This window comes from Clostridium sp. MSJ-8, from assembly GCF_018918325.1.
Taxonomy (GTDB): domain Bacteria; phylum Bacillota; class Clostridia; order Clostridiales; family Clostridiaceae; genus Clostridium.
In genome coordinates this window covers 73,068-86,793 of record NZ_JAHLQH010000019.1, presented here as the reverse complement: position 1 = coordinate 86,793, position 13,726 = coordinate 73,068, and the positions used below count along the sequence as shown (strand labels likewise).

The following is a 13,726-nucleotide window of genomic DNA, read 5'->3' as shown; positions in this document are numbered from 1 at the left end:
GTTTAATTAAGGAGGTATTTTATGAAAAAAATTCTATGTAACATTATGCTTTGCTTAGCCCTTTCATGTATCTGCTTTAATCCTACAATAGCAAGAGCAGGTGATAGCAATTCAGAGAACAATATTATAGAAAGTACACATGACGAGGAAAGTGTCACGAGTCAGTCATCAGACATATTAGATACAGATGAAACCTTAGAATATTTTTGTATTAATAATAATACATTATCTGTTTCTCAACACGATATTGATCTCATGGCAGATTTAGTATATGCAGAAAGTAGAGGCGAACCTTTTGAAGGGAAAATTGCAGTTGCATCTGTCGTTCTTAACAGAGTATTTAGTAGTAGTTTCCCAAATACTATATCTGAAGTAATTCTTCAACCTAATGCATTTTCTTGTGTGAAGAATAATACAATCATAGCTTACCCAGATCAGAATTGCTATGATGCAGTATATTTAGCACTTAGAGGTAATGACCCAACCAACAAAGCTGTATTTTACTATAATCCATCCATAACTACTTGTAGTTGGATGTTAAATGTTCAAAAACACGATATAACCCCAATAGGTCAACATGTATTTTTTAAAATTTAATCAAAATAACGGAGCATATTCGCTATATTATTATTTCTTAAAATATAGGGGATATGCTCCTTCTTAATACTAATAATATTCTTTTCGGACACACTTTCCATCATGAACCAACTTTAAACCATTTGCATATACAGAGATTATATCTAAGCTTCTCTCATCCACAATAACAAAGTCAGCACTATTTCCTTCTCTTATTGTTCCTTTATCTCTAAGTTTTAAAATTCTTGCTGGATTGGATGTTATAACTTTTATTGCTGTTTCTATATCTATATCCTCTTCAATTATCGCTTTTTTTACTTCTTCATATAGAGATTGTACTTTACATATACCCACTCCAACTATCTCACCATCTTCATCAAATATAGGCATACTGCCATTTCCATCTGATGTAAAAGTTAAGTTCTCTATAGGAAGTTTTTTATCTAGATATATTTTTAATCCTCTACTAGCTTGCAATTCACCTATTTCTAAATGATCTGGGTCCGAGCTTGTTGTCAAATCCATAAGTCCACCTTTTTTTACATATTCTAAACCTTGTTTAAACAATATGTTATTTCTATTTAAATGAGTAGGTAATATCTGATTACTAGGTATTTCTGTTTTTTTCATAACATCAAATAAATATTTAAGTCTATTTCTACCATTTCCTATATGTACATTTACAATTCCAGCTTTTCCAGATAATAATCCACCAACTCTCGCACTTGCTAACACATCTGTAAAGCTAGTATACGTAGGCTGTGAACTTCTATGATCAGATAGTGCAATTTCTCCAACTCCTATAAATTTATCCACAAGCATTAAGTCTGATTTTATACTTGATGTTAATGTTTTTGTAGGAATATCATAACTTCCAGTATAACAATAAGTTGTTATTCCACAGATTTCTAATTGCTTAGCCTTCGCTAATAATTCTGCTAATCCTCTGCATATATTATCTGTTCCTAAGCACCCTACTACTGTAGTTATTCCAGCCTCAACTAAATCACTAAATTTAATTTCTGGAGTTCTAGAATTATAGCCTTCTTCACCCCCACCACCTAATATATGCACATGACCGTCTATAAACCCTGGAAACACTATCTTTCCTCTACCATCAATAATTTCTATATCTAGAAAATTCGAAGAAATATCTATATTACTATAGATTCCTTCGAATTTTCCACCTGCTATTACCAAGTCTTTCACACCTAAGTACTCAGGTGAATAAACTTTAATGCCTTTTATAATTGTAATCACTCAATCACGTCCTGACCTTATCCTATTTGTTCTAAAAGATCAGTAATAGATGAGTTGTTATATTTTGAATTTGGATATCTGGATTGTAATTCTTGTATATAATATTTACATTTATCCAAATCCCTACTCTTATATATACTTATAAGAATACTTAATACCTCTTCTGCATAACTACCCTCTGGATAATTATTATAATATTCTTCATAATATCTTTTCGCAGAATCTATATTTCTATTCTTCTCATTGCATACTCCTAAAAAAAACAAAGCATGCTCATATAGATAATTTTCTTTACCATATGTATATATTGGCATATAGTAATCTATACAACCACTATAATCTTCAGATTTATACTTAACATTACCTTGTTCATAGAAATAATTCAGAGCTTCATTACTTGAAAGCACTTGCTTTCCTTCTAAACATATTGCTTTCTCTTCTCCTGTAAGTTTGTTTATATCTACTTCAAATATGGCATTATATAGCTCCATATATTGCTTATTCTCTATATAGCCCCTTATCTCATTACTGTCTACTAGAACTTCTTCTTTATTTTCCCCAGATTGTTCACTTTCTATAACATCCTTTTTAGATATTTCATTTGTTTCTTTTACTTCTTCCTTTTTGTCTTCAACTTTATTGCTTTTATTATCTTTTTTATTAATATTATTATACAAAGCAATACTTCCGCTACATAAAATAAGTATCATAAAAGTTAATATTATGTACCTTAATGTAGGTCTTCTTCTATTATTTATTTCTAGCTTAATTCCCATAACATCTTTTAATTGCTTAGCTAAAACTAAAGCTGTCTTATTATTTCTATCTATCTCAAAGGCCTTTGTTAAATATACAACTGCATTATCATACATTCCCTTTTTTATGTAGCACTTTGCAATTGAAATACTTACATTCAATTTGTTAAAATCACTTTTCGCACATTTATTAAACAATCTCAAAGCTTCTTCAATCTTTAATTGTTCTAAAAAAGCTTGTCCTTGATTGAATAATTTTACTTTTTCTTTATCATCTTTACTATCCGCAAGATAATTCTTGGCTGTTGTATCATCATTGTAATCTGAATTTATCTTCCATGTGGTAATTGCACCTTTTAAGTCACCTTTTAGATACAATAATAATCCTTTTAGATTCAACATTGCTGAATTTTTTAAATTATTACTTATTTCTTGATCACAAGCTTTTATAGCTTTATCAATTTTACCTTCTTGAAAGTACTTTGTTGCTTTATAATATTGTTTATTTTGCTTCTTCATGACCATATTCCCCTCCACCTTACAATATTATAATACATTACTACAATCATCCACAATTAAATTTATATATATTGTCTTGCATATCCTTATTCTGTATGCAAGCATCAAATATCACATCAAAAATACTAAAAATCCAATGTTATTTGTTAACATAAATAACATTGGATTTTCTTTTATTATAATTATTCTTGTTCTAATATTACTTTCTTTGCATTTAATATTGATGTTGCGCTCATAGAGAATTCATCTAATCCATATTCAACCAATGTTGGAATTGCATTTTCATCTCCTGCCATTTCTCCACACATTCCTACCCATTTACCTTGAGAATGTGCACCATCAATAGTCATTTTTATTAATCTTAATACAGCTGGGTGCATTGGATTATATAAATAAGATACTTTTTCACTCATTCTATCTGCTGCTAATGTATATTGAATCAAATCATTAGTTCCAATTGAGAAGAAATCAACATGTTTAGCTAATTCATCAGCCATAACTGCTGCTGCAGGTATTTCAACCATTATACCCCATTGAATATCTTCTGAATATTCTTTTCCTTCTGCTTTTAATTCTTGTTTACATTCTTCTACTACTTCTTTAGCTTGTAAGAATTCTTCTAATCCTGATATCATAGGGAACATAACGCATAACTTACCATATACAGAAGCTCTTAATAATGCTCTTAATTGAACCTTAAATAATTCTTTTCTATCTAAGCATAATCTTATAGCTCTATATCCTAAGAATGGGTTCATTTCTTGTGGTAATGGTAAGTAAGGTAATGTCTTATCTCCACCAATATCAAGAGTTCTTATTACAACTTGTTTAGACATTCTCTCTAATACGTGCTTATAGCTCTCAAATTGTTCTTCTTCTGTTGGAGCAGAATCTCTATCCATATATAAGAATTCTGTTCTGAATAATCCTACACCATCTCCACCATTTGCTATAACTCCTTCAACATCTTCTGGCTTACCTATGTTTCCACATACTTCCACTCTTCTGCCAGACTTAGTTACAGTCTTTATATCTATTAATTTCTTTAATTCTTCTTGTTCTTTTTTAAATTGTTCTAACTTGGCAGTATATTCAGCTATTTGTTCCTCTGTAGGATTAATTATTACATCTCCTTCTATACCATCAACTATTATCGAATCCCCATTCTTAACTGATGTTGTAATATCCCCTAATCCTAATACTGCAGGAATCTCTAATGTTCTAGCCATAATAGCTGCATGAGATGTTCTTCCTCCAATGTCAGTTATAAATCCTATAACCTTGCTTCTATCTAATTGTGCTGTATCTGATGGTGTTAAATCATGTGCTACAACTACTGTGTTACCTTCTGTTATAGCAAATGCATCTCCACCTTTTCCTGCTAGGTTTGATATAATTCTTGAAGAAACATCCTTAATATCTGCTGCTCTCTCTCTCATGTAATCGTCTTCCATTGATTCAAATATTGCAACGAAAGTATTTGTTACATTATCAACAGCTTTCATAGCATTTATGCTGTTGTTATCTATCTCTAATGTCATTGCTCCTGTAAATTCCGGATCATCTAATAATGTAATATGAGCTTCAAAAACAGCTGCTTTCTCTTCTCCCATTTCTACTTTTGCTTTTTCTTTTATTTTTTCTAATTGTATTCTTGCATCGTCTAAGGCTTTTTGTAATTTTTCTTTTTCTGCCTCTACGTTACTTACTTTTTCATCTGTTATATTTATCTCTACTTCTTCTTGTAGAAATACCTTTCCTATTGCATATCCTTTTGAAGCTGCTACACCTTTTTTCATAATCTTTCCTCCTTTTTTATTAAAGCATGCATTATTTAACTATAATTAGTATAACATATTTTCTTTTTATTTCTACTTATTTCGTTTATTTTTAATACTTTTTGTGCATTTTGAACATTTTTCATATTTTTTTGTCTTTTTTTGGCGTAACAGTCATCTCAAAGATCATTTTTTATTATTTTATATATTATAGATATGATTTATTAACATTTTGAAAAATTATAATATACAATTAGGTTTAGGTAAAACAACATATATCTTAAACATATCACCTTCAGTTTTTACTTCACACTTTCCACCTTGAAGTTCAACTAAACTTTTTGTAATAGCTAACCCAAGCCCAGATCCTTCTATATCAGAATTTCTTGATTTATCTCCCCTTACAAACCTCTCAAATATTTCTGCATTATCAAATTTCATATTATAATTAGCAATATTTTTAAACGAAATTTCAATTCTATCTTCTTTTTCTATAACATCTACATATATTCTTGTTTGCTCTAATGAATATTTTAATGCGTTAATAACTATATTCTCTACAACTCTAGACATCATCTTTCCATCTAATTCCATAAATATATCTTCAGAAGTACTATCTACAACAAATTCAACATTTTTATCTTCATACATATATGAATACTCTCCTATAACTTGGTGAATTAAAGACATTACTTCTATTCTTTGTCTCTCAATTTGTATTTTTCCACTATTAATTTTAGACATTTCAAATAAATCATCTATTAATACCTTAAGCTTGTGTGACTTAACATCTAAAATCTCTATATATTCTTTCCTCTCTTCTTCAGATAACTCACTATCTTTTATTATGTTTACGTAATTTATTATAGAAGTTAAAGGTGTCCTCAAATCATGAGATACATTAGATATTAATTCTGTTTTTAACTTTTCATTTTTTATTATTTCTTCCATAACTCCATTATATTTTTCTTTCATTTTTAGCATATCTTCAATAAGTGCCTTAATTTCATGACTTCCTTCTGGAGCTATAAAATAATCTGTTTCTCCATTATTAATTTTTTTAATTTTCTCATCTAATCTAGATATTTCAATAGTCTTTTTCATAGAATATAACATACCTATAAAAGGAATTGTTGTTATTACTATTCCTGCTTTAAATGGATATAAAGTAAACACTTTTACAATTATGTTGTTCTTATACCCTCCTAAAGCTAAAAAATATAAATACAAAACAAAAAATGCTACCAAAGAACTAATAGTTATAATAAGCCCTCTTCTAGAATTATGATATAAGAATCCATATCTTAATACATAATAAATTGTATATACAAAATTTCCTCTTAATTTTACCTTTCCTCTTTTATGTATAAATACCATAACAACCTTTAATGTTATAGCTAAATTTATTATTATATATATTGCTAATAAATAATATAATTTTATTTCAGACTTAGAATAATTATCTGTTGTTGTATAGTAATATTCATCATATTTTTCAGTAAGTTCTTGACCTAATGCAGGTCTGAATGTCCTTATTCTATTAACTAAATAAGGATTAAGATCTTCAACAGTTTCATCACTATAAAATTTAGATATCCCCTTTTTATATTTACTGTTAATATATTCCTCTAATTCTATCTTTGTTGGTATTATATAATTATCTTTTTCATCTATTTCTTTAAAGTTTTCATCATTGGTCATTATCTGTCCTGTTTCAGTGTTTCTTATTATAAATTTAACTCCATTTTCTTTCACATTATCTATATATAGATAATTCTTAGAATCACTCCAATAATAAAAATCTCCATATGTTAATATTTGAACTACTGTATAGTTATTGAATATTTTTTCACCAATATTATAAATATCTTTTTCAAATTGTTTTTCATAATATCTTTCTGGAATGGTAACTCTTTCAATAGTTTTTGATAATACAGACTCTTTAGCTTCAATCTTGCTTCTATAAAAATCAACACTAAAATACATAAGAGAACATAAAATCATAACTAGTTCTATTAACCAAATATTGTTCAGATAACTTTTTATTTTACTTTTCAATCTTGTAGCCAATCCCCCACACCACCTTGATATATTCTGGTTCCTTAGTATTTATCTCTATTTTCTCTCTTATTCTTCTTATATGCACGGTTACTGTATTTTCACTTTTATAAAATGGTTCTTCCCATACCTTTTCATATATTTCTTTAATAGAGAATATTCTTCCTAAGTTAGATGCTAATAAATATAATATCTTATATTCTGTTGCTGTAACCTTTATATCTTCTCCTCTTACAGTAACTTTCTTTGATACAGTGTTTAACTCTAAATCTCTAACTCGTATCACTTCATTATTCTCTATATCTAGGGGTTTCTCATATCTTCTAAGCTGAGATTTAACTCTAGCAACTAACTCTAAATTGTTAAATGGTTTAGTCATATAATCATCTGCACCAACATTAAGACCTAATATCTTATCAGAATCTTCACCCTTTGCTGATAACATAATTATAGGTATATTTTTGCTTTCTCTTATCTTTAAACATGTTTTTATTCCATCTAATTTTGGCATCATAACATCTAATATTATTAAATGTATTTGATTAACTTCTAATATATCTAAGGCTTCTAACCCATCTTCCGCCTTTATTACATTTAATTGTTCTCCTCTTAAATATATTTCAACAGCATCTCTGATTTCTTTTTCATCATCTACAACTAGTATATTATACATAATTATCCTCCATTATCATTTTTATAATATCTCTATTTTAATTAAATCATAAATTTAATACATTATTATAACAATTTAATTAATTATGCTAAAACTCTTAGTTTAATAATAAATTATTAAACTTTTCACTGTTTCTTACAGAATCAAAATCAGCTTCAATCTTAGCTTCTTCTATCATGTTATCTTTTATGCCTTCTTTATCAGCAGTATCTAGTGCTTTAGATAAATATTCAACTGTTTTATCTACATTACCATATCTACCATATATTGATGCCATACCATAATATCCCCAAGAATATTCTTCTATTACTAATTCTCTTTCATACCATGATAATGCATCTTCATAATAACCATACAATTCATAATTAAGTCCTTTATTGAACAACGCATATGCATAATTATTATTTATTGATAATGATTTATCTATATCTGCCATTCCTTCTTGAAAATTACCATTATATGCTTTAGCTATACCTCTAATATTGTATCCTTTATAACTATTAGGATATTCAGCTATTAGTGCATCTGCTTTATTTATAGCTAATGCATAATCACCTGAATGAAATATAGAAAAAGCTTCTTGATATAATGCTTCTTCCCTTTCACTTATTTTTTCTTCCTCTTCTAACTTTTCTTCTTTATTATCTTTTTGTTCATGATTTAAATCTTCATTAATGCTTGCATTTATTTTATTTTCATTAGAATTATTTACATCTCTCTTCTTATTATTATCAATTCCTACTTTAACTATTATTCCAATTGCTAAAGCAATCATAATTATTAATAAAATAACTTTTGTTTTATTATTCCCTGGCAATTTTATTCTAAACATTCTATATATCTCCACCTTTCAGTTAAATATAGTATAACATTTTAATTCATTTAACAAAAACACCTTTACTTAAATGTTTAATAATATATAATATTGTTGACAACTTATTAAGACAACGCGAGGTACAATTATGGAAAATTTAAAACTAAACAAAAAAGAATTTATTTTAGACATTGTAATCATTTTTATAGGATGTTTAATAGCCTCTATAGGTATTAATTTTTTCCTTGCAAATGCAAAACTTCTAAGTGGTGGTGTAGCTGGTATTGCCCTTATCATTGAATATCTTACTGGCTTTCAAACAGGATACACTACATTCTTAATCAATATTCCCCTGTTTATATTAAGCTACAAAAAGTTATCAAAGCGATTTACACTATATTCTATTATTGGTGCTACTTCTTTATCTATTACATTGGTGCTTACTAGTAATATTTCTTACATTCTAAACATAAATGATGTTCTTTTATATTGTATCTTTGGTGGAATGCTAACAGGACTTGGCTTTGGAATTGTTTTTTTAAGAAATGGTTCTACTGGTGGCATTGATATTGTAAATATAATTATTAGACAAAAATATCCTAATCTTAATATTGGAACTATTAGTTTAGGTATTAATGCAATAGTGGTACTATTAGGAGCTTTTTTCCTAGACCTGCCTAAAGCACTTTATACACTTATATGTATCTTAATACAAGGAATGGTTTTAAACTATGTAATAAAAGGTTTCACTAGCAAAAAACTAATGCTTATTTTAACTGAGAAAGAAGACCAAGTTATCTCTTATATAATTAAAGATTTACATAGAGGTGTTACAACACTTAAAGCTCATGGTGAATTCACCAATTGTGATAGAAGAATGCTTTATTGCCTAGTTACTAACAGACAATACGTAGAACTAAGAACAGCTATATTGAATATAGATCCCAAAACATTTATAAGTGTTTTAGATGTTTCTGAAGTAAAAGGAAAAGGCTTTACAAACTTATAAAGCAAAAAATAAGTTAGCATTTAAAATGTTGTACTGTTTGAACTATTGTAAATTTACAACATTGAGCTAACTTATTTTTTTACTCTTTCGGAAATTATATTTTGTTTGTAGTTATTAATCAGAATAAATAACTTACTTCTTATAATTATCTAAATAATCATTTTTACCTATTTCATACAAGTTGTTACCTTTGCTATCAATTATAACAACTAATGGCATATCTTTTACTTCTAATCTTCTTATAGCTTCTGAACCTAAATCTTCATAACATACTATATCTGATTTAACTATACTCTTACTTATCAATGCTGCTGCTCCACCTATCGCTCCAAAATAAACAGCTCCATTTCTCTTCATAGCATCTATTACTTCTTGATTTCTAGCACCTTTTCCTATCATTCCTTTTAATCCAAGATCTAATAATCTTGGTGCATATGGATCCATTCTATAGCTTGTTGTTGGTCCAGCTGCGCCTATGACTTGTCCTTCTTTTGCTGGACTAGGTCCAACATAATATATAGTTTCATTTTCTATATCAATAGGTAGCTTTTCATTTTTATCTAACAATTCTATAAGTCTTTTATGTGCTGCATCTCTTCCTGTATATATTACTCCTGATAATAATACCGAATCTCCTGCCTTCAAGTCTTGTAGTTTTTCCTTAGTTAATGGTGTTTCTATCTTTATCTCCATATCTTTAAGCCCCCTATATAGTTTTTTCTTTATGTCTTGTTGCATGACAATTTACATTAACTGCTACTGGAAGTCCTGCAATATGTGTAGGATAAGTTTCTATATTTAAACCTAAAGCTGTTGTTCTACCACCAAATCCTTGAGGTCCTATTCCCATATCGTTAATTTTCTGAAGTAACTCTTCCTCTAAATCTGCATAAAACTTATTATCATTTCTTATATTAATAGGTCGTATTAACGCTTTTTTAGCTAAATATGCTACTTTATCAAAGCTTCCTCCAATTCCTACTCCAATCACCATTGGTGGACATGGATTAGGTCCTGCTAACCTTACTGTCTCCAATATAAACTCCTTAACTCCTTCAAGCCCATCAGCAGGTTTAAGCATACCTACTCTACTCATATTTTCTGAGCCAAATCCTTTAGGTGCAACAGTAATCTTAACTTTATCTCCTTCAACTATATTGTAATAAATAAGTGCTGGAGTATTATCTTTAGTATTAACTCTATCAATAGGATCCTTAACTACTGACTTTCTCAAGTAGCCTTCTACATATCCTCTTCTAACTCCATTATTGATTGCATCTTCTAAAAGTCCTCCAACAAAATGTACATCTTGTCCTATATCTAAAAACACACATGCCATTCCAGTATCTTGACACATTGGAACATCCTGTGTTGCTGCTATGTCTGCATTAATAATTATTTTATCTAAAACATTTTGAGCTATAGGATAACTTTCTTTATCTCTAGAATCCTTTAAGCTCTCTTTTATATCGTCTCCTAAATAGTAATTAGCTTCTATACATAAATCTCTTATAGTATCTTCAATTATTTTTGTGTTTATTTCCCTCATTAAAATAGCACCTCCATAAATAAGTTTATGTTGTTTCATTAAGTTTTACAAGTTTTTTTATTGCTTTTATCTAAAATATACCTAAATTTATTCTTTTTCCCTAATATACTTTATATTAAGCATTATATTTCCCAGGAAAACTTATATACTTAAGGTATTTTATATTATACACTCAAATAAACGAGATCTTTATTTAGATCTCGTTTTAAAATATTGGTTAACACCATTTTTTATTCCTTCTACAATTTTATCTTGATGTGCAGAATCTTTTAACCTCTGTTCTTCCTCGTAATTGGATAAAAAGCCACATTCTACTATGACACAGGCTCCATCATAATTATCTCTAAGTATCCTATATTGATCCTTAGCTTCTTTTGCTAATCTTCTATTTCCATCATTAATTGATTGTTTTAAAGATTCTTGTATACTTGTTGCAAGAGAGCTGCTCTTATCATTACTTGCATACCATACTTGTGCACCATAACAAGATGGTTTAGGGAATTTATTCTGATGAATAGAAATAAACACATCACAATTAGTTTCTGTTTTCATCTTACATCTTGCATCTAAATCTTCAACTTTTCTAGTTGATATTTCTTTATCTTTTTCTCTTGTTAGATATACCTTATAACCTTCTTGCTGTAATTCTTTTTTTAGTTTTTTACTTATAATTAAATTAATGTCTTTCTCTATTGTTCCATTATCAGACTTCGCACCACCATCTATTCCGCCATGCCCTGGATCTATAAGAATAATCCCTTTATTAGTCTTCTCTTTAGCTTTTTTTGCATAAGCTATATCTGAACACGGTAATAATAATGCTATAGCAAATGATATAATTAGTAATTTTTTTATATTCAAACATCAATCACCATCCTTTAATAAACAAATTATATATATAGTATTCCTTATAAATTACTTTCTTATTCTGATAATACATAACCACTATTTTTAAAATATTTATCTACAAATTTAAATTTCATACAACTTCCTATAAAGTAAAAAACCTAATAGATAGTATCTTAATTCTATCTACTAGGTTTAAAATTAACATTATTAAAAATTTATTGTTCTGAATATGTTTCTATAACACTTTCAGATATGTTAGTAGCATGATCTCCTATTCTTTCAAAATTACTAATTAAATCTAAGAATATGGCACCTGAATATGCACTACATCTATTTTCATATAATCTCTTTATATGCTTTTCTCTAAAATTCTTTTCTGAAGCATCTATCCTTGCTTCTATAGGTCTTATACTTCTTGCTTTTTCTACATCATGATATCTATAACTTTCTATAGCTATCTCTAATGCTGTTGTTGTATAATTATATATTTCATATAAATCTTCTATAGCTTCATCAGTATATGCTACATTTTTATTTATCTTTTCAGCAGCTAAATCAGCTACATTTTCATCATGATCTCCAATTCTCTCTATATCATTAACAACATGGAAAGTAGCCGCTATAATACCTGCTTCTTCCTCAGAAATTTCTTTTTTAGATAGCTGTACCAAATAAGTAGTTATTGCTTCTTCTAATGTGTTAATAATCTTTTCATTTTCATATACTTTCTCAACTAAAGATATATCATTATTTATAAAAGCATTCATTGATAATTCCAAATTCTTTTTTGCTTTATTTGCCATTCTTATAGTTTCTTTCATTACCTGTCCTGCAGCTATTACAGGAGTTTCTAGCAATCTATCATCTATATATTTAGGTCCTACTTTTTCTATCTCATCTTCCCCTGGAATAATCTTGTTAATAAGCTTAATTATATAACCTGAGAATGGTAACAATACTATTGTATTAACTACATTAAATACAGTATGTGCATTTGCTATTTGTCTTTTAACATTTCCACCCATAGCAAGAACAACCTTTTCCATCACACCTAAAAATGGTAAGAACAATATAGTTCCCACTATATTAAATATTAGATGTAAAGCCGCTGCTTTATGAGCAGTCTTATTGGCTCCGATTGAAGCAATAATAGCTGTTACACAAGTACCTATATTACAACCAAATATAATAGGTAGTGCTGCATGAATATCTATAGCACCTGATGTAGCTAATGCTACCAATATTCCTGTTGTAGCTGAAGAACTCTGCAATATTGCTGTTACTGCTGCTCCTACTATTATTCCTATAAACCAATTATCACCTATAGCTATTATTAATTGTCTAAATACTTTTGATTCACCTAATGGAGCTAATGATGAACTCATCATATCCATACCAGTAAATAATATACCGAATCCTAAAATTATATGTCCAATTTCTTTTCTTCTTTTACCCTTTGCAAACATAACTATGGCTGCACCAATAAATATAAATAATGGAGCAATATCTGTTAATTTAAATGATACCATTTGAGCTGTGATAGTTGTTCCTATATTAGCTCCCATAATAATTCCTGCAGCTTGCGTTAAATTCATAAGTCCAGCATTAACAAACCCAACTACCATAACAGTTGTAGCACTACTACTCTGTATAATAGCTGTTACTGCTGCTCCTACTATAACACCTTTTATAGGATTACCTGTTACTTTTTCTAATATCTTCTTTAAGCTTTCTCCTGCTGCATTCTCTAATCCATCACCCATTAATTTCATTCCATATATGAATAAACCTAAACCACCCATTAATAAAAGGATCGTTGATATCGTTGCTTCCAAGTTCTATCTCCTCCAGATTCAAAAATTTTTTTCCTTATTTAGTTTACTTTA

Annotated in this window: 12 protein-coding genes; 2 read left to right on the top strand and 10 right to left on the bottom strand. The window is 28.6% G+C overall.

What is annotated here, in order from left to right:
* Positions 1 to 21 precede the first annotated feature (21 nt).
* Positions 22 to 597, top strand: a complete 576-nt coding sequence (locus KQI77_RS03860; protein ID WP_216388553.1) for a cell wall hydrolase — start codon at positions 22 to 24, stop codon at positions 595 to 597.
* Between the two features lie 69 nt (positions 598 to 666).
* Here KQI77_RS03860 and iadA read toward each other — a convergent pair whose 3' ends face one another.
* The 6 genes from iadA to KQI77_RS03830 all read right to left on the bottom strand — a co-directional run bounded on the left by iadA (position 667) and on the right by KQI77_RS03830 (position 8,451).
* Positions 667 to 1,836: a beta-aspartyl-peptidase gene (gene iadA, locus KQI77_RS03855; RefSeq protein ID WP_216388545.1), complete on the bottom strand. Its 1,170-nt coding sequence runs from the start codon at positions 1,834 to 1,836 to the stop codon at positions 667 to 669.
* Positions 1,837 to 1,853: 17 nt separating this feature from the next.
* On the bottom strand, positions 1,854 to 3,110 hold the full coding sequence (locus KQI77_RS03850; RefSeq protein ID WP_216388544.1) for a tetratricopeptide repeat protein: 1,257 nt from the start codon (positions 3,108 to 3,110) through the stop codon (positions 1,854 to 1,856).
* Positions 3,111 to 3,292: 182 nt separating this feature from the next.
* A complete protein-coding gene (gene ptsP / locus KQI77_RS03845) occupies positions 3,293 to 4,909 on the bottom strand; it encodes a phosphoenolpyruvate--protein phosphotransferase (RefSeq protein WP_216388542.1) in 1,617 nt (538 codons plus the stop codon).
* Between the two features lie 219 nt (positions 4,910 to 5,128).
* Positions 5,129 to 6,958, bottom strand: a complete 1,830-nt coding sequence (locus KQI77_RS03840) for a HAMP domain-containing sensor histidine kinase (RefSeq protein ID WP_216388540.1) — start codon at positions 6,956 to 6,958, stop codon at positions 5,129 to 5,131.
* Positions 6,936 to 7,619, bottom strand: a complete 684-nt coding sequence (locus KQI77_RS03835) for a response regulator transcription factor (RefSeq protein WP_216388538.1) — start codon at positions 7,617 to 7,619, stop codon at positions 6,936 to 6,938. Before KQI77_RS03835 ends, KQI77_RS03840 begins: the two co-directional genes overlap by 23 nt.
* Before the next feature lie 97 nt (positions 7,620 to 7,716).
* Positions 7,717 to 8,451: a hypothetical protein gene (locus tag KQI77_RS03830; RefSeq protein ID WP_216388536.1), complete on the bottom strand. Its 735-nt coding sequence runs from the start codon at positions 8,449 to 8,451 to the stop codon at positions 7,717 to 7,719.
* 130 nt (positions 8,452 to 8,581) lie between these two features.
* On the opposite strand from KQI77_RS03830, the gene KQI77_RS03825 reads away from it, so the two are divergent.
* Positions 8,582 to 9,442: a YitT family protein gene (locus KQI77_RS03825; protein ID WP_216388534.1), complete on the top strand. Its 861-nt coding sequence runs from the start codon at positions 8,582 to 8,584 to the stop codon at positions 9,440 to 9,442.
* A 132-nt stretch (positions 9,443 to 9,574) separates the two neighbouring features.
* On the opposite strand, the gene KQI77_RS03820 is transcribed toward KQI77_RS03825, so the two are convergent.
* From KQI77_RS03820 to KQI77_RS03805, 4 genes are all read right to left on the bottom strand, one after another.
* Positions 9,575 to 10,135 carry a Fe-S-containing hydro-lyase gene (locus KQI77_RS03820; RefSeq protein ID WP_216388532.1) on the bottom strand — a complete coding sequence of 187 codons (561 nt, stop codon included), beginning with the start codon at positions 10,133 to 10,135 and terminating at the stop codon, positions 9,575 to 9,577.
* Positions 10,136 to 10,148: 13 nt separating this feature from the next.
* On the bottom strand, positions 10,149 to 10,991 hold the full coding sequence (locus tag KQI77_RS03815; protein ID WP_216388530.1) for a fumarate hydratase: 843 nt from the start codon (positions 10,989 to 10,991) through the stop codon (positions 10,149 to 10,151).
* Positions 10,992 to 11,180: 189 nt separating this feature from the next.
* Positions 11,181 to 11,852: an N-acetylmuramoyl-L-alanine amidase CwlD gene (gene cwlD / locus KQI77_RS03810; protein ID WP_216388528.1), complete on the bottom strand. Its 672-nt coding sequence runs from the start codon at positions 11,850 to 11,852 to the stop codon at positions 11,181 to 11,183.
* Between the two features lie 203 nt (positions 11,853 to 12,055).
* Positions 12,056 to 13,675, bottom strand: a complete 1,620-nt coding sequence (locus tag KQI77_RS03805) for a Na/Pi cotransporter family protein (RefSeq protein WP_253289325.1) — start codon at positions 13,673 to 13,675, stop codon at positions 12,056 to 12,058.
* Between the last annotated feature and the right edge of the window lie 51 nt (positions 13,676 to 13,726).